We start from the raw sequence: 16,703 nt of genomic DNA on the forward strand, positions 1-16,703 counted from the left end.
AGGTCGGCGACACCGAGCGCAAGGCCTTCTCGGACGCCGTCAACGCCCTGGCCGAGCCGCTCTCCAAGCTCGCCGCCGCCACCGTCGTCAACTGAAGTCCGAGAGTCCGAGAGCCCGAGGGGCAGTCATGACCGAGCAGCAGGAGACGGCCGCGGCCGTCGCGACGACCACCGAGGCGGACGCCCCCGCCGGTGTCAGCCGCCGTGCCGTGATCGGCTGGGCCGGTGCCGGGGTGGCGCTCGGCGCCGCCGCGGTCGGCACCGTGGCCGCGGCCACCCGGGACTCGTCGGAGCAGGCCGAGGCCGCGCTCAAGGCCGTCCCCGAGGTCCCCTTCTACGGGGAGCACCAGGCCGGCATCGCCACCCCGGTCCAGGACCGGCTGCACTTCGCCGCCTTCGACGTCTCCACCACCAGCCGCGACGCGCTGGTGCGGGTGCTGAAGGAGTGGACCAAGGCGGCCGCCGTGATGACCGGCGGCCGCGAGGTCGGCACCGGCGCCACCGGTCTGGCGGAGGCTCCGCCGGACGACACCGGCGAGGCGCTCGGCCTGCCGCCGTCCCGGCTGACCCTCACCATCGGCTTCGGCCCGACCCTGTTCGAGAAGGACGGGGTGGACCGCTTCGGCCTCAAGGCCAAGCGGCCCGAGGGCCTGATCGAGCTGCCCAAGTTCCCCGGCGACGCGCTGGACCCGGCCCGCAGCGGCGGTGACATCTGCGTGCAGGCCTGCGCCGACGACCCGCAGGTCGCGGTGCACGCGATCCGCAACCTGGCCCGGATCGGCATGGGCGTGGTCAACGTCCGCTGGTCCCAGCTCGGCTTCGGCAAGACCTCCTCCACCACCCCGGACGCGCAGACCCCGCGCAACCTGATGGGCTTCAAGGACGGCACCCGCAACATCGCGGGCACCGACGACAAGACCCTCGCCGAGCACGTCTGGTCCGCGCCCGGCGACGGCCCGGACTGGATGACCGGCGGCTCCTACCTGGTGGCCCGTCGGATCCGGATGCACATCGAGACCTGGGACCGCACCCCGCTCAAGGAGCAGGAGGACATCTTCGGGCGGACCAAGCGCGAGGGCGCCCCGTTCGGGAAGTCCAAGGAGCACGACGCGCCCGACCTCGCGGCCATGCCGAAGGAGGCGCACGTGCGCCTGGCCCACCCGGACAGCAACGGCGGGGCCCAGCTGCTGCGCCGCGGCTTCTCCTTCACCGACGGCACCGACGGCCTCGGCCGCCTGGAGGCGGGCCTGTTCTTCCTGGCCTACCAGCGCGACACCCGCAAGGGCTTCGTCACCGTCCAGCGGCGGCTGGCCGCCAACGACGCGCTCAACGAGTACATCCAGCACGTCGGTTCGGCGCACTTCGCCTGCCCGCCCGGCGTCCGCAAGCCCGGCGAGTGGTGGGGCCAGTCGCTCCTCGGCTGACCCCCCTGACCACCCGTCACCAGCATTGAAACGGAGGACACGCGCGTGTTCGGCAACTACCTGATCGGCCTGCGCGAGGGTCTGGAAGCCAGCCTGGTGGTCTGCATCCTGATCGCCTACCTGGTCAAGACCGGGCGCCGCGAAGCGCTCCCTCCGGTCTGGACCGGGGTGGGCGTCGCGGTGGGCCTCAGCATGGCCTTCGGCGCCCTGCTCACCTACGGCTCCTCGCAGCTGACCTTCGAGGCGCAGGAGGCGCTGGGCGGCTCACTGTCGATCATCGCGGTCGGCCTGGTCACCTGGATGGTGTTCTGGATGCGCCGGACGGCGCGTCACCTCAAGGCCGAGCTGCACGGCAGGCTCGACGCGGCCGTGGCCACCGGCACCCTCGCCCTGGTGCTCACCGCCTTCCTGGCGGTCGGCCGCGAGGGTCTGGAGACCGCGCTCTTCATCTGGGCCGCGGTGCAGGCGACCAGCGACGGCATCCGTCCGCTGGTCGGCGCCGCGCTCGGCCTGCTCACCGCCGTGGTGCTCGGCTGGCTGTTCTACCGGGGCGCCCTGAAGATCAACCTGGCCAAGTTCTTCACCTGGACCGGCGGGATGCTGATCGTCGTCGCGGCCGGCGTGCTCGCCTACGGCGTGCACGACCTCCAGGAGGCCGGCTGGCTGCCCGGTCTGCACACCCTCGCCTTCGACATCTCCTCGGTCATCCCCAAGGACAGCTGGTACGGGACCCTGCTCAAGGGCGTGTTCAACTTCCAGCCCGACCCGACGGTGCTCCAGGTCGCCGTCTGGCTGCTCTACCTGGCGCCGACGGTCGTGCTGTTCACCCGTCAGCAGAACACGCCGGTCAAGCCGGCCCCGGCGCCCGCCGCCTGATTCACCCCTCCGCGTCACCCCGACCCGCCGCGCCACCGTGCGCGGCGGGTCGTCGCGTCCCAGACTGGTCGGCGGAGGTCCTTCCCATGTCCGACTGGCGTTCCCGCGCGGCCCGAGCCGGTCTGCGGCCCTTCTCCCGCACTGACGGCCGGTCGGCCGAGCGGGCACCGGAGCATTCGATGGACCCCCGCTCCGAACGCGGCCGGGAGGAGCCCCGGGTCTCCCTGGAGCGCTCCGTGGTGGACGCCGCCGTCTACCGGGACGGCCGCCGGATCGCCGGCGCCGACACCCTGCCCGAGGTCTACCGCCAGGTGCCCGGGGAGCCGGGCACCATGGCCTGGATCGGCCTCTACCGCCCGGCCGAGGCCCAGGTCCTGGAGGCCGCCGAACGCTTCGGCCTGCACGACCTGGCGGTCGAGGACGCCATCGTCGCCCACCAGCGCCCCAAGCTGGAGCGGTACGGCGACACCCTCTTCGTGGTGCTGCGGGCCGCCCGCTACCTGGACGAGACCGAGCAGGTCGACTTCGGCGAGATCCACCTCTTCGTCGGCCCGCAGTTCGTCCTGACGGTGCGCCACTCGCAGGCCCCGGACCTCTCGGTGGTGCGCCGCCGCCTGGAGGCCGACCCGGAGCTGCTGGCGCTCGGCCCCGAGGCGGTGCTCTACGCCGTGCTCGACGCGGTGGTGGACGGCTACGCCCCGGTGATCGCCGGCCTCCAGCACGACATCGACGAGATCGAGACCGAGGTGTTCGGCGGCGACCCGGGCGTCTCCCGCCGGATCTACGAACTCTCCCGCGAGGTCATCGAGTTCCAGCGCTCGACCCGGCCGCTGCTGGACATCATGGGCAGCCTGGAGGCCGGCTTCGGCAAGTACGGCACCGACGAGGAGCTCCAGCGCTACCTGCGCGACGTGGCCGACCACGCCACCACCGCCGCCGAACGGGTCGACAACTTCCGCCAGTTGCTCCAGAACGTCCTGGTCCTGAACGCCACCCTGGTCTCCCAGGCCCAGAACGAGGAGATGAAGCAGCTCGCCGAGGCCGGCCACGCCCAGAACAACGAGATCAAGAAGATCTCCTCCTGGGCCGCCATCCTCTTCGCCCCGACCCTGATCGGCACCGTCTACGGGATGAACTTCTCCCACATGCCCGAACTGGAGTGGGTCTACGGCTACCCCTTCGCCATCGCCCTGATGGCCCTGGTCTGCACCGGCCTCTACCTGGTCTTCAAGCGCCGGGACTGGCTCTGAGCCGGTCCGCCCGGGCTGAGAGGATGGCGGGGTGGAGAACGCCGCCGACCTGCCGAACCGATCCGGAGTGCCCGAGCACGGACGGGTGCCCAAGTACTACGCCGTCAAGGCCGAGTTGGAGGCCCTGCTCGACCGGCTGGGGGAGGGCGGGGCGCTGCCCACCGAGCGGGAGCTGGCGGCGCGGTACGAGGTGTCCCGGGAGACCCTGCGGCAGGCGCTGCGGGACCTGCTGATCCAGGGGCGGGTGCGGCGCCGGGGGCGGCAGACGGTGGCGGCCGGGCCGAAGCTGGAGCAGCCGCTGTCGCTGGCCAGCTACACCGAGGGCGTGCGGCGCCAGGGGAGGGTGCCGGGCCGCACCCTGATCGGACTCGAACGACTCGGCGCCGAGCGGCAGTTGGCGCAGCAGCTGGGGCTGGCGGAAGGGGCGCCGGTCTGGCACCTGGAGCGCGTGCTGCTGGCCGACGGGGAGCGGGTCGGCCTGGAGAGCACCTACCTCTCGGTGGCCCGGCTGCCCTCGCTGGAGGAGGAGTTCGACCCGTCCTCCTCGCTCTACGCCTTCCTCACCGAGAAGCTCGGCATCGGCTTCGGCGGCGCGCAGGAGCGGATCGAGACCGTCCTGGCCACCCCGCGCGAGGCCCTGCTGATCGGCACCCCGCCCGCCCTGCCCATGCTCCTGCTGCACCGCCTCACCCAGGACACCGAGGGCGTCCCGCTGGAGCGCGTCCGCTCCCTCTACCGCGGCGACCGCTTCAGCTTCACCACCCAGCTGGGGCCCGTCACCTGACGGTCCGGAGGGCAGCGCGTGCGGGCCCGTACGGTCACGAGAAGATAACGGGTCTGGACCGAAGTTCGGGCGGTGTTCATGCGTGGTACGGCGATTGGGGGAGACCGCGCCACCGGCCGGCCGGACATTGGTCGGCGCCCCGCCCCGCTCCCGACGCTTCCCCAGGAGAACGCCGTGACCGCAGGACTCCCCCGCCGCAGCGTGCTGTTCGGCGCCGCCGGCACCGCTGCCGCCGCCCTCACCGCCGGCCCGCTCGCCCGGACCGCGCTCGCCGCCACCGCCCTCACCCCCAAGGTGCTGGTCATCGGCCTGGACGGCACCATGCTCAACCGGATCAAGGACGCCGACGCCCCGAACCTGGACGCCCTGATGGCGGGCGGCATGACCTCCGCGAGCAGCCTCTACGCCAACCCGATGGCCGAGACCTCCTCCGGCCCCGGCTGGTCGACCATCGCCACCGGCGTCTGGCCGGACAAGCACAACGTGGTCAACAACAACTTCACGGCGCCCAACTTCGCGGCCTACCCGGACTGGCTGACCCGCGCCGAGAACGCCCGCCCGGGCCTGTCCACCTACGTGGTGGCCTCCTGGGCCTCGATCCCCAACACCATCTACTCCTCCAAGGTCGACACCCGGATCGCCACCCCGAGCGCCGAGTACGACACCGGCACCACCTCCCGCGCGGTCGCCCAGCTGAGGGACGCCAACCCGGACGCGGTCTTCGTCCAGCTCGACAACGTGGACCACGCCGGCCACGCCAGCGGCTCCGCCAGCCAGGCCTACCTGGACGCCATCAAGGGCGTGGACGCCCAGGTCGGCCAGATCGTCGCCGCCGTCCGGGCCCGCGCCACGTACGCCCAGGAGAACTGGCTGATCATGGTCACCGCCGACCACGGCCACACCCCGACCGGCGGCCACGGCGGCTCCACCTGGGAGGAGCGGCAGACCTTCGTCATCGCCAACGGCGGTGGTCTGACCGCCGGTTCGGTCCGCTACGACGTGCGGATGGTCGACATCGCCCCCACCGCCCTGGCCCACCTCGGCATCGCCATCGACCCGGCCTGGGGCCTGGACGGCGCCCCGGTCTCCAGCCTCACCCCCGACGCCTTCGACTCGCTGCGCCCCCAGCTCACCGGCCGGGTGGACGAGACCGGCATCGCGGCCGGCGTGCTCGGCTTCACCCACACCCCGCCGAGCGGCTGGTCGGTGGACAACTCGGCGATGGGCACCGGCGGCGTCACCGAGTGGCGCGGCTGGTCCTTCACCACCGACGAGTTCTGGACCAAGACCCAGCGCGACCAGTACCGCGAGCTCAACGTCCGCTCCCGCAACGTCTTCGCGGTCGCCGACTCCGACGAGTGGGCCGACAAGTCCTTCTCCGGCAACTACGACACCACCCTGGTCAGCCCGGCCTACCCGGTCTCCGGCCTGACCACCGTCAAGGTCGAGTACACCTGCTACTACCAGCAGGAGGGTTCCCAGACCGCCAAGGTGCTGGCCTCCTGGAGCGGCGGCACCCCCGTCCAGATCGCCTCCTACAGCGCCCTGGTGAACGGCCGTCAGACCCTGACCCTGACCGTCCCCGCCGGCGCCACCGACCTGCGCCTGCGCTTCCGCTACACCGGCAGCAACAACTGGTACTGGGTCCTGGACAACGTCCGGGTCTACGGCGCCTGATCCGTCAGGCGGTGGCCTCCCGGTCCAGCCCCCGACGGAACGTCAGGGCCGGGAGGCCACCGCCGAGCGTCGTCTCCCCGGTGACGGCGAACCCCGTACGGGCCAGCACGGCCCGCGAGGCGGCGTTGCCGACCGTGGTGCCGGCCCGCAGCGCGGTCAGGCCGTAGTCCCGGGCGGCGAGTTCGCAGAGCGCGCGCACGCCGGCGGTGGCCAGCCCGCGGCCGGCCGCCCCCTCCGCCACGCGGTACCCGAGCTCCGCCTCGCCGCCGGCCACGTCCACCAGGTTGAACCGGCCCAGCACCTCGCCGGTGGCCTCGTCCAGCAGCACGTGGAAGTAGCAGACCCCGGCCGCCTGTTCGGCCAGCAGCGCGCGGTGGCGTTCGCCGAAGGCGGCGAAGTACTCGTCCCCGCGGTCGGGGACGGAGGCGGCGAAGTACGCCCGGTTCGCCCGCTCGAAGGCGAGGACCGCGGACGCGTGGTCGGGACGGAGCAGCTGGAGCCGGATCTCGGACATGCCGAGGACGCTACGCCAGCTCCCCGGCTGACGCTTCCCCGTTTCCTGGGTGAACGTCCGTAGTCCGGTCGGGAGTTCACCCAGGCCTCGGTAGGGGCGTCAGTGCGAGACGGCGGCCGCCGGGTCGAAGTGGGCGTTGGTCTTGCAGCCGAGGTTGTCGTAGGTGTTGACCCGGGTCTCGGGGTCGGTCCAGAGGAGGCGGAACTTGCAGGCGCCCTTGATGTGCTCCCCGGTGATGCCGCCGGGGAAGTCGATCTCCTTGTTCCAGAGGTAGGGCGACTGGTAGCCGTTGACGGCGGCGGTGGCGTTCACGTCGATGCCGCCCGGGGCCTCGATCTCGTAGACCCAGCCGGTCTTGGCGGCGCCGTAGGTGGCGAACTTCTGGGCCACCCACTTCTCGCAACTGGTGCTCAGGTGCGCGGTGTTCTGGCCGCCGCCCTTGACGATGTACTCGTCCAGCGGGGCGAGGTAGTCGCCGCGCGGGGTGAAGCCGTCCTCGAAGATCTGCTCCACGGTCTCCCGGGTGTCGCCGCGCCAGAGGGTGTTGGTGTCCTCGCGCCACTGCCAGTTCTCCGTCACGGAGGCGTGCAGGACGTCCGGGACGAGGGTGGAGGAGGTCGAGGTCGTGGTGCGCCACCAGTCGGAGAGGTGGACGGGCCCGACCGGGCCGCACGGGCCGGTGTCGGGGCCGGCGGCCTCCGCCGGGGTGGTGACGGCCAGCGAGGCGAGGGCGAGGGAGGTGGCGGCGGCGAGGCGCAGAGCGGCCTTGAGCATGGTGAGAGTCCATCAGGTGATCAACGGGGGACGGGGCCTTTCTACAGCGCCGGATGATCACCGGGGCTGCCGAAACGGTCCGCCCTCACCCCTGTGGGCTACCGGGCGGTGGCAGGCCGATCAGTGTGACAAGTCCGTTGTCCCACAAGGCGATCGGATATTCACGGACGTTCGTTCGGCCACGTGCGAGGATGGCCGGATGTGGTCACGAGTGCCGTTCGGGGATGAGCTGCGCGCTGAACTCGGCTCGCCGAAGCGCGCCCGCCGCCTGGTCAGCAGCCCGCGTTCGCGCGTCTGGCGGGTCGAGCTGGACGGGCGTCCGGCGGTGGTGAAGCAGGCGGTGGAGGGGGCCGACGCCGAGGAGCGCTACACCCGCGAGCTGGCAGGGCTGCGGATCGCCGCCCGAGCCTCCACCCCGGTGGTGCCCGCCGTCCTGGGCGCCGACCCCGCCGCCCGGGTCCTCGTCCTCGAGCACCTGGACCACCAACGACCGTCCCGGGACTGGATCGTGGCCTACGCCGAGGCCCTCGCCCGGATGCACGCGACCGCCGGCCCGCAGGACGCCGGCGCACTGCCCCGCTGGCAGGGCCCCTCCCGGGCCGACGTCGACTCCTTCCTCGCCCTGGCCGCCACCCTCGGCGTCCCCGCCCCGGCCGGCCTGGCCACCACCCTCGGCGAGCTCGTCGACCGGCTGGGCCACGCCCCCGGCCACGCCCTGCTCCACGGCGACCCCTGCCCCGGCAACGACCTGCACGCCCCCGACGGGGTCCGCTTCATCGACTTCGAACAGGCCTCCCTCGGCAGCGGACTGGTCGAACTCGCCTACCTGCGCATCGGGTTCCCCACCTGCTGGTGCGTCACCTCCGCCCCCGACCCGCTGCTCTCCCGCGCGGAGAGCGCCTACCGCACCGCCTGGCACACCGCGACCGGCGTCCCCCTCGACGACACCGACCTCACCGACGCCTGCACCGGCTGGCTCCTCCGCGGCGACGCCCTCGTCCCCCGCGCCGACCGCGGCACCACCGACCACCTCGCCCGTCTCCCCGCCCACGACTGGACCTGGGGCACCACCACCGCCCGCCGCCGCCTGACCCACCGCCTCGGCGTGGTGCACCAGTTGGCCTCGACCCGCCCCGACCTGACCGCCCTGGCCACTCTCTGCGCCGACCTCCGCAACGCCGTCCTCACCCGCTGGCCCACCCTCCCCCCGGTCCCGGCCGAACGCCCGTAGCCCGAAGCACGGGCGGGCCCGCCGAATCCGATAGACGGCCCGAGACGGCCGCGTCCACCGCACGGGACGCTCACCCATGAGCGCTGGTGGCGGACTACGGGTGCCCGCCGAGGAGGTCGGAGCCCGGGCGGGCCGGGGAGACCGTGACCGGGATGCCGTCGGTCAGGTGGGTGAGGGCCTGTCGTAGCTCGGGGGAGTCCACTCCGGCCGGTTCGACGCCGACCTTGATGCCGGAGGCGTCGTACTCCATCGAGGCTTCCTGGACGGTGAAGGGGAGTGCCCCGGCCTGGGAGCGGTCCATGATCCGGTCCATGACGGCGTCGATCTGCTTCCGCGAGTAGGGGCACTTGACGACGCGGACCAGGGTGGTGTCGATCTCCGGCTGGGCGGCCTTCGCGGCGGTGATCAGTGCGCTCGCCCGCCTCTCGTCCGTGGCGTAGAGGGTCACGGTGTTGCCGGGCCCGTTCAGGACGATGCTGCCGAACACATCGGTGAACGGTCCGCCCCGTCCCTGGTCGCCGAGCGCGGCGGCGACGTCCTGTAAGGCGGCACTGGGGGTCGTGACGACGGTGGGCGAGGGCGAGGCGGTCGGGGAGGGAGGGGAGGGCGGGGCAGCCGGCTGTGAGGTCGCGGCGTCCGGTGCGGCGGTGGTGGAGGCGCAGGCGGTGAGGAGGGCCGCGGTGAGCAGTAGGACGGAAGCGTGGCGCAGGTGCATGAAGGTGGTCTCCCGGGTCCGGGGCGGGCCGTTCTGACGGGGTGTCGGGTGGCACGCCGTTCGGATGCTTCCCACTCCTCCCCGTTCCGCACCGTGCGGCACGTCCTCCGCTCCAGGGCGGATAGGCTCGTCCGCCGGGGGAGCGATCAAGGGGTGGGGTTTGGCTGAGGTGCGGCACGCGTTGTTGATCGGCGTGGGGGAGACCCCCGACGCGGAGCGGGAGTTCGGGTCGCTCGCGGAGCCGGTCGCCGCCGACCTGGCCGCGATGCGTACGGCGCTGGAGGAGTCCGGGTACCTCGTCGAGACCGTCACCGGGCGGGAGGCCGGGCGCTCGGGCATCGCCACCGCGATCGAGGAGGCGGCCTCCGCCGTCCCCGAGGGCGGCACCTTCCTGCTGTACTTCTCCGGCCACGGCGTCCGCCACGGCCGCACCGACTACCTCGTTCCGGCCGACGCCCGTGCCCCGGTGGAGGGGCCGTGGCGCCGCTCGCACCTGGAGTCGCTGCTCCCGGCCGACGTCAGTGACTACCTGACGGACTGCCGGGCCGGCCTGGTGCTCTGGCTGATGGACGCCTGCCGCGACTCGCTGAACGGGGCGGACGAGGGGTTCGGCACCGCCGTCACCCGGGGCCAGCCCGTCGGCCGCTACGCCGTCGTGGTCGGCTGTTCCCCGGGCCAGCGCAGCGGTTACTCGGAGGAGGGAAGCTTCTTCACCCGCGGCCTCGCCGAGGCGCTCGGTTCGCTCTCCGCTCCGAGGACGGTCCAGGAGGTGTTCGAGGCGGCCCGGGCCAGGACGGTCCGTTCGGCGGCGATGGCGGGGCACCGGCAGGACGCCTGGATCCGCTACGGCGCCGATCAGGAGGAGGCGGCCAGGGGGACCGAGATCTGCGGCGGACGGCAGCTGCTGAAGGAGTGGGAGGCGGCGGTCACGGCACCCGCCCTCTGGGAGGTGGTGGCGCCCGGTCAGGAGGAGGTCGTCGATCGGCTGCGGCAGGTCCTGGTGGAGCTGGTGCGGGACTGCGCGCGGTCGGTGCACCGTGCGCAGTCCCGGCTTCCGGACCCGTGGGCCGACGAGGACTTCCCGCTGCGGCTGCTGCGGGTCCTGCCGCAGCTGTTGCCGCGGGGCCGGGGCAGCTGCCTGCCGGTCGAGGTCGCCGCACTCGCCGCCGCGCCCTTCCTGCACGAGCAGGCGCGGGCCGACCGCTGGTTGCAGCTGGCCGAGATCGAGCCGCTGAGCGCCGAACGCCGCCCGGGCGGCGGACAGTTGAGACGTCACCTGGAGCAGGTGCACGACCACTACCGCCACCTGGCCCGCCGGCTGGAACGCTGCCAGGAGGGCAATCGGCCCGGGGACGCCGAGGCCTTGGCGCTCTGGCTGGCCCACCGGTGGGTCAACGAGCGGTTCGAGACGGACGCGGTCGCCGTACCGGCGCGGGCGGCCGGGGAGTTCGCGGAGCTGGTGGCCGGATCGCGCTCAGCCGAGTTCGTCGCCGCACTGCGGGAGTTGGCGGGCCAGATCGGGCTCGACCTGCCCGCCGAGTCGGAGGCGGTGCGGGAGGAGGTCCGGATCCGCCCGTTCGGCCTGGCCGCGCAGTCCTTGCGGATCCGTCCGTTGGCGGCCCTGCTCCGGTTGGCGGCCGCCCTGGCCGCCGACGCGCGGGCGCTGCCTTCGGTGGTCGCCGACCACCTGGCGGTCTCCGACCCGGTGACGCCCGACCTCCTGCTGCGGGTGGTCCGGGAGACGGAGTGGGAACGCGACGCCCAGGGGCTTCTCCACCTGTACCTGGTGAGTCCGCACCAGGCCGTGCACGCCGCGATGGCCGAGGTCGTCGAGCGGGCCGACCGCATCGCGGAGGGCATCGGCCGGGGGCGCGAACGGCTGCCGGCCCGGGAGGCGGACCTGCTGGCGGCCGTTCCGCAGCGCGTGACCGACAACCATCTGGAGGCGGGCTCGCGGGACGGGCGGGCCCGGTACGAGGTCCCGTTGTTGCGCTTCCAGTTGGCGCAGTCGGAGGTGCGGGAGCTGTTGATGGGTCGGCAGTTGTACGGGGAGCCGGAGTTGGCGATCCGTGAGCTGTACCAGAACGCGATGGACGCCTGCCGCTACCGGGAGATGCGCTGGCGGTACCTGCGGTCCAAGGGGCCGGTGCCGGTGCCGTGGACGGGGCGGATCGCCTTCACCCAGGGGGTGGACGGGGCGGGGCGGCGGTACGTGGAGTGCCGGGACAACGGTGTGGGGATGGGCCGTGAGCAGCTGAAGTCGACGTTCACGCGGGCGGGGCGGCGGTTCGAGCAGTCGCGGTCCTTCCGGCGGGAGCAGGCGGCCTGGCTGCGACACGACCCGGAGCTGCGCCTCTACCCGAACTCGCGTTTCGGGATCGGGGTGTTGAGCTATTTCATGCTCGCCGAGGAGATGACCGTGGTCACCCGCGAGGTCCTCCCGGACGGCGCGGTGGCCCCGCACGCGCTGCGGGTGGAGATCCCCAGCAGCGGCAGCCTCTTCCGGATCCAGCAGCAGACCGATCCCACGGAGGACGACCTCCCGGAGGGTGGCACCCGGGTACGGCTCTACCTGCGCCAGGACGCGGACCTGGCCGAGCTGTCCTGCGTGGCGACGCTGGACCGCCAGGTGGCGGTCAGCGAGTTCGCGATGGAGGCGAGGGACGGGCACCTGGCGGAGGAGTGGGTGGCGGACGTCCTGCGCCCGGGCCCGTGGAACGCCGACGGGGACGCCCAGCCGGCGGTGGACAGGACGCTCTGGTGGGTGCGGGGGAACGGGGCCGTGCTCTGCGACGGCATCGTCTCCGACCGGTGGCCGACCGGGTACGTGCTGAACCTGACCGGGCCGCGGGCCGGGCGGCTGAGCGTGGACCGCAAGACGCTGCAGGGGTACGACCGGGAGTGGGAGACGGTCACGTGCCTGGCGGGGCTCGACGCGCTGATCGCCTGGCCCCGGATCAGCATGGAGTGGTTCTGGCATCTGGAGCTCCGTGAACTCCCCCTGGCCCGGGCTCTCTGGCCGAGGCTGAAGGACCGGGGCCTGGCCGTGCCGGTGAGTGTGGAGCGGGAGGAGGAGGGCCGCTACGTCCGCTTGGGCGAGGCCGGCTGGTGCCATCTCGACCGAGCCCCTCATGCCACGGACCTGCACGGGCTCTCCGACTCCCTGTCCTCCGCGCTCATCGACTGGCGCACGGCCGCCCGGTGGGCGGCCCGGGCCTCGGAGCGGCAGGTGCCGCCGCGCCTCCTCACGGGCTACCCCGTCGCCGCACCCGGGGACATCGCCAGGGCCGAGGTCCTGGCCGACGGTTGGAAGGCGGTCCTGCGGGAGGCCTCCGGCCGGGGTCTGAGCCTGGGCGACTTCCAGCGTGAGGGACGCGCTCTGCGGATCTGCCACCCGGAGCTGGCCGCTCCACGCCTGACACCGGAGCTGGCACGGGTCGGCCTGTCCGACGGTGACCTGCCCCTGATCGACGCGCTCGACTGGAGGCTGCCGGCACAGCAGACGGACCGGAGCTTCTTCCCACGCATGTGGCACTCCGAGCTGGACGGCCTGCTCTGGGCGTCCATGCTGCTCCGTCGACCGCTGGGTGAGCTGGTCGACCGCTTGCACCGGCTCGCGCCGCTGCACGGCCTGGAGCTTCCCACCGTCCCGGACCACCACCGGGACCACGTGACCACGGCGGCGGAGATCGGCATGCTGTACGTCGACACCGGTCGGGTCACGACGTACTGGGACGTGTTGGAAGTGGCTCCGGACGGTGACGTGGTGGCCGTTCTGGACACCCTGGAGGCATTCGGCTGGCTCGGGTGGAGGTGCCCGGACCGGTCGGCGGTCACGGCCTGGTCGGTACTCCCCGCCGAAGTGCGCTCGGCGCTCACGAAGCTGATGGTCCGCCGGGAGGACGGCTGGCAGCTGCTGCCCCTGGCGGAGGTGGCCCTGGCGCGCGAGCTGGAGATCACCGTGCGGCGGGCGGCCGAGCTCGTCGCCGAGCTGGCGGGGGAGTTGGGCCTGGCCCGTGCTCCGGGGCCCGAGCGAGGGGAGTCACTGGACGAGCTGATTCCCTCCCGGGTCACGGCCGCGATGTGTTCCGATCGGGAGCAGACGGAGACCGGGCTCGGGGCAATGGTGCGGGCAAGCCTGTTCGCACACCCCGACAAGGTGGTCGAGGCGGCGGCGGAGCTGAGCCGGCTGGGTGTCCCGCTGCCGCCCGGGAGCGAGCTGATCCAGGAGTGGCGGGAGCTGCGCCTCCAAGCCAAGGTCGTGCTGGCGAACGGCACCTCCGAGGGCGAGGACAGGCTCACTCCGGCCGAGCGCATGACCGAAGCGGGCCTGTTCGCCGCTGCGCGGCGTCTGGGCGAGCCGCTGGAGGAGGTCTGGGCGCTGGCCCGGACGATGGCGGACCGGTTCGGGCTCCCCTGCCCGGAGCTTCCACCGGGCCTCGCCGGCTTCCGGCCCGGCCCGCAGCACAGCAGGGCTCTGCTGGAGACCGGCGAGCCCGATCCGTTCGCCCTGCGGGTGGATCTCCCCGCCGACCAGCCGAAGTGGAAGCAGCTGACCGGCGAGCTGCTGGCCGAGTTCGCCGGCCTGGAGGGCAGGCGCGACCCCGGGGACGCGTACCGGGAGTTGGCGAGGGTCCGCGATTTCGGCGCGCTGGTACCGGAGCTGACGTCCGAGCAGATCGCCGCGTTGCACTCCGCCTCGTGCGACGCACCCACCCGCGCAGCGCTGAAGGACGACTACCGGGTCAGCGATTCCGGCACTCCGCTGGTGCCGTTGGACCTGGTGAGCATCGCCGGCCGGCTCGGCGAGTCGGTCGCCGAGGTGTGGCGGCGGATCGAGCCCTACCTCCCGCTCGGCCCGGCGCCGCAGGTGCCGGAGCGGCCCGACGTGCTGCCGCTCTGGCAGGACTTCGCGATCCTCTCCGTGTACCTGGACGGGCTGCTCCCGGCCGTCACGGGGCGGGTGAGCCGCGAGCACGTGGCGTTCGTGGCGGGGGAGATCGGGGAGGGCGAGGAGTGGGTCTGGGACCGGCTGGAGCTCTACCGGGGAATGTTCGGGCTGGACTTGGGAGAACGGAAGCAGGATGGCTGAGCACAGGTTCGAGGAGCCGTACGTCGAGCAGCGGCTGCCCGACGCGCCGCAGGCGGACTACACGCGCACGGAGGACGGCAAGGGCGTCCGAGTGGTGGGCCCGTGCCCGCGGTGCCAGGGGCGGACGGAGACCAACTGGGCCCACGGGCTGGCGGGCACCGGGACGAAGGCGATCTTCCGGCGGAACCGGGCGGTGCCCGCCGAGCCCCTGCCGGAGGTGCACTACTGCGAGTGCGGCTACCCCCATCCGGGGATGGCGCCGAACGCCCCGTTCGCCGGCTGCGGCGCGAGCTGGCAGATCGGGGTGGCGCCGTGAGCGAGCAGGCGGACCGCCGATGGGAGGCGCTGGCACGGGAGTTGGAGTTCACCCAGCTGCCGGAGCTGCGCAAGCAGGCCGAGGGCTGGCGCAACGGGCTGTCGGGCCTGGCCGCCCTGGTGGCCGTGCTGACGGTCCTCAAGGGGAGGGACGGGCTGGCCGAACTCCCGGACGGGCTGCGCAACCTGGCGGGCATCGCGGTCGCCACCGCCTTCGTGCTGCTGGTCTCCGGGACGCTGCTCGCCGTCCGGGCCGCGCACGGCAGCCCGGGGGAGACCATCCTGCGCAACGGGCCGCGACTGCGGGCCTGGACGGACCGGGAGATCGGACGGGTCACCAAGGGTCTGCGGAGGGCGACCTGGTGCTGCGTCGGCGGTCTGGTGGCCGTCACGGCGGCCGTGGCGGTGGCCTGGTTCGGGGCGCCGCCCGCGCCCGCGCACCCGGTGCGGGTCGGTGAGGTGTGCGGCGATCTGGTCTCGGCCGGGCCGGACGGGATCGTGCTCAAGGTGAACGGCGAGGAGAAGCGGCTGGCCCCCGGGACCGTGACGGCGGTGGGCAAGTGCGCCCAGCAGTGAGGCGCGGGTAGCCGGTACCGCTCCGTCAGGGCGGGTCAGGGGGCGAGCGCCTCGTCCAGGGCGTGGAGTGCGCGCTCGAACCCGTGGTCGGAGGTGGCGGCGAAGCCGATCAGCAGGCCGCCGGGGCGGCCCGCGGCGGCGGCCGGGTCGTGGTGGAGCTCCGTCAACCCGCGCAGGGCGATGCCGAGTTCGGCGCAGCGGGCCAGCAGGGCGGCCTCCTCGCGGTCGGTGGTGGCCAGGGTGTGCAGTCCGGCGGGAACCCCGTGCGGGGTGAAGTCCGGGTGGCGGTCCAGGAGCCGGTGCAGCAGGAGGCGGCGCCGGCGGTAGCGGAGCCGGGCGGCGCGGATGTGCCGGTCGTAGGCGTGGGTGTCGATCAGCTCGGCCAGCACGAGCTGGCCGAGGGTCTCGGTGTAGAGGTCGGCCCGCTCCTTGGCCTCGACCACGGGGCGCACCAGGTGCGGGGGCAGGGCGAGCCAGCCCAGGCGCAGGGCGGGGCCGAGGGTCTTGGAGGCGCTGCCGCAGTAGGCCGTGCGGTCGGGGGCCAGCGCCTGGAAGGCGCCGACCGGGCGGCGGTCGTGGCGGAACTCGCCGTCGTAGTCGTCCTCGATCACCAGGCCGTCCGTGCGGCGGGCCCAACTCGCCAGCGCCCGGCGGCGGTCGGGGTGCAGCGGCACACCGGTCGGGTACTGGTGCGAGGGGGTGAGCAGGACCGCCGGTGCCGTCAGGGTCTCCACCCGGGCGCCGTCGCCGTCCACCGGGACGGGCAGCACCCGCAGCCCCGCGCGGGCCACCACCTCACGGTAGGTGCGGTGGCCGGGGTCCTCGGCCGCCAGCTCGGTGACGCCGGAGGCCCGCAGCACCTCGGCCAGCAGGCCGATCGACTGGTAGAACCCCGAGGTGATCACCACCTGGTCCGGCGTGGTCAACACCCCTCGGGTGCGGCCGAGTTGGGCGGCCAGAGCGGCACGCAGCTTGGGCCGGCCCTGCGGGTCGCCGGGGCCGAAGTCCGCGGGACGGGCCCCGGCCAGCACCCGCCGGGTGGCGGCCAGCCAGGCCCGGGCGGGGAAGGCGCTGCCGTCGGGCGTGCCGGGTCCGAGGTCGTGGAGGACGGGCGGGGCCGGGCGGGCGGCGGCCGCGAACGCGGAGACGGTGGGCGGGAGTTCGGCGACGGTGGTGGCCGCGCCCGGCCGGGTGAGCAGCAGGCCCTCGGCCACCAGCTGGTCGTAGGCGGCGGTGACGGTGCCGCGGGCCAGGCCGAGTTCGCGGGCCAGGGCCCGGGTGGAGGGCAGGGCCGAACCGGGGCCGAGGCGGCCCTCGCGGACGGCGGTCCGCAGGGCGTGCTCCAGCCCGGCCTGCCGGCGGCCCGGGCCGAGGGCACCGACGTCCAGGTGCAGGTCGAGCGCACGGGGCGCGTGGTTCGCCGACGTACTGGACCAGTCCTCCGCCATGGAACTGGACCTTACCCCTGGTCCGGAA

General features: G+C 73.5%; 13 protein-coding genes. 9 read left to right on the forward strand and 4 right to left on the reverse strand.

All coding sequences use genetic code 11. The annotated features are described in order from the left end of the window. Nucleotides 1-127: 127 nt before the first annotated feature. The 5 genes from efeB (at nt 128) to ACWEPF_RS06300 (ending at nt 6,010) form a co-directional block, all read left to right on the forward strand. Complete coding sequence (gene efeB, locus ACWEPF_RS06280) at nt 128-1,423, forward strand: iron uptake transporter deferrochelatase/peroxidase subunit (protein WP_452171630.1); 1,296 nt, start codon at nt 128-130, stop codon at nt 1,421-1,423. A gap of 45 nt (nt 1,424-1,468) precedes the next feature. Then, on the forward strand, nt 1,469-2,299 hold the full coding sequence (efeU, locus tag ACWEPF_RS06285) for an iron uptake transporter permease EfeU (RefSeq protein WP_452171631.1): 831 nt from the start codon (nt 1,469-1,471) through the stop codon (nt 2,297-2,299). Between the two features lie 86 nt (nt 2,300-2,385). Then, nucleotides 2,386-3,549: a magnesium and cobalt transport protein CorA gene (locus ACWEPF_RS06290; protein WP_345288744.1), complete on the forward strand. Its 1,164-nt coding sequence runs from the start codon at nt 2,386-2,388 to the stop codon at nt 3,547-3,549. A 31-nt stretch (nt 3,550-3,580) separates the two neighbouring features. Next, entirely contained in the window at nt 3,581-4,333 is a 753-nt protein-coding gene (locus ACWEPF_RS06295) for a GntR family transcriptional regulator (RefSeq protein WP_345288743.1), read from the forward strand. A 174-nt stretch (nt 4,334-4,507) separates the two neighbouring features. Further along, a complete protein-coding gene (locus tag ACWEPF_RS06300; protein ID WP_452171632.1) occupies nt 4,508-6,010 on the forward strand; it encodes an alkaline phosphatase family protein in 1,503 nt (500 codons plus the stop codon). A 4-nt stretch (nt 6,011-6,014) separates the two neighbouring features. On the opposite strand, the gene ACWEPF_RS06305 is transcribed toward ACWEPF_RS06300, so the two are convergent. Together ACWEPF_RS06305 and ACWEPF_RS06310 are read right to left on the reverse strand one after the other, a co-directional pair. After that, a complete protein-coding gene (locus tag ACWEPF_RS06305) occupies nt 6,015-6,524 on the reverse strand; it encodes a GNAT family N-acetyltransferase (protein ID WP_452171633.1) in 510 nt (169 codons plus the stop codon). A 99-nt stretch (nt 6,525-6,623) separates the two neighbouring features. Next, nucleotides 6,624-7,298, reverse strand: a complete 675-nt coding sequence (locus ACWEPF_RS06310) for a scabin-related ADP-ribosyltransferase (protein WP_452171634.1) — start codon at nt 7,296-7,298, stop codon at nt 6,624-6,626. A 199-nt stretch (nt 7,299-7,497) separates the two neighbouring features. Here ACWEPF_RS06310 and ACWEPF_RS06315 point away from each other — a divergent pair, with 199 nt between their 5' ends. Then, nucleotides 7,498-8,529 (forward strand): aminoglycoside phosphotransferase family protein, encoded by a 1,032-nt coding sequence (locus tag ACWEPF_RS06315; protein ID WP_452171635.1) that lies wholly within the window; start codon nt 7,498-7,500, stop codon nt 8,527-8,529. Nucleotides 8,530-8,623: 94 nt separating this feature from the next. On the opposite strand, the gene ACWEPF_RS06320 is transcribed toward ACWEPF_RS06315, so the two are convergent. Continuing rightward, a complete protein-coding gene (locus ACWEPF_RS06320; protein WP_452171636.1) occupies nt 8,624-9,244 on the reverse strand; it encodes a hypothetical protein in 621 nt (206 codons plus the stop codon). Between the two features lie 169 nt (nt 9,245-9,413). Here ACWEPF_RS06320 and ACWEPF_RS06325 point away from each other — a divergent pair, with 169 nt between their 5' ends. Genes ACWEPF_RS06325 through ACWEPF_RS06335 form a run of 3 tightly spaced genes read left to right on the forward strand, consistent with a single transcriptional unit; the run spans nt 9,414 to nt 15,227 of the window. Continuing rightward, nucleotides 9,414-14,336, forward strand: coding sequence for an HD domain-containing protein (locus tag ACWEPF_RS06325; protein ID WP_452171780.1), 4,923 nt, complete (start codon nt 9,414-9,416; stop codon nt 14,334-14,336). Then, nucleotides 14,329-14,652, forward strand: coding sequence for a hypothetical protein (locus ACWEPF_RS06330; RefSeq protein ID WP_452171637.1), 324 nt, complete (start codon nt 14,329-14,331; stop codon nt 14,650-14,652). The genes ACWEPF_RS06325 and ACWEPF_RS06330 overlap by 8 nt, the downstream gene beginning before the upstream one ends. Further along, nucleotides 14,649-15,227, forward strand: a complete 579-nt coding sequence (locus tag ACWEPF_RS06335) for a hypothetical protein (RefSeq protein WP_449798646.1) — start codon at nt 14,649-14,651, stop codon at nt 15,225-15,227. The genes ACWEPF_RS06330 and ACWEPF_RS06335 overlap by 4 nt, the downstream gene beginning before the upstream one ends. Nucleotides 15,228-15,262: 35 nt before the next feature. Here ACWEPF_RS06335 and pdxR read toward each other — a convergent pair whose 3' ends face one another. Continuing rightward, nucleotides 15,263-16,675, reverse strand: coding sequence for a MocR-like pyridoxine biosynthesis transcription factor PdxR (gene pdxR, locus ACWEPF_RS06340; protein WP_452171638.1), 1,413 nt, complete (start codon nt 16,673-16,675; stop codon nt 15,263-15,265). Nucleotides 16,676-16,703 lie beyond the last annotated feature (28 nt).

This window comes from Kitasatospora sp. NPDC004289, assembly GCF_053602875.1.

Excerpts from the sequence above, each read along its gene's own strand:
- ACWEPF_RS06290 (WP_345288744.1), top strand. The coding sequence starts at position 2,386 with ATGTCCGACTGGCGTTCCCGCGCGGCCCGAGCCGGTCTGCGGCCCTTC.
- ACWEPF_RS06320 (WP_452171636.1), bottom strand. The coding sequence starts at position 9,244 with ATGCACCTGCGCCACGCTTCCGTCCTACTGCTCACCGCGGCCCTCCTC.
- pdxR (WP_452171638.1), bottom strand. The coding sequence starts at position 16,675 with ATGGCGGAGGACTGGTCCAGTACGTCGGCGAACCACGCGCCCCGTGCG.
- ACWEPF_RS06305 (WP_452171633.1), bottom strand. The coding sequence starts at position 6,524 with ATGTCCGAGATCCGGCTCCAGCTGCTCCGTCCCGACCACGCGTCCGCG.
- efeB (WP_452171630.1), top strand. The coding sequence starts at position 128 with ATGACCGAGCAGCAGGAGACGGCCGCGGCCGTCGCGACGACCACCGAG.
- ACWEPF_RS06315 (WP_452171635.1), top strand. The coding sequence starts at position 7,498 with ATGTGGTCACGAGTGCCGTTCGGGGATGAGCTGCGCGCTGAACTCGGC.
- ACWEPF_RS06330 (WP_452171637.1), top strand. The coding sequence starts at position 14,329 with ATGGCTGAGCACAGGTTCGAGGAGCCGTACGTCGAGCAGCGGCTGCCC.
- ACWEPF_RS06310 (WP_452171634.1), bottom strand. The coding sequence starts at position 7,298 with ATGCTCAAGGCCGCTCTGCGCCTCGCCGCCGCCACCTCCCTCGCCCTC.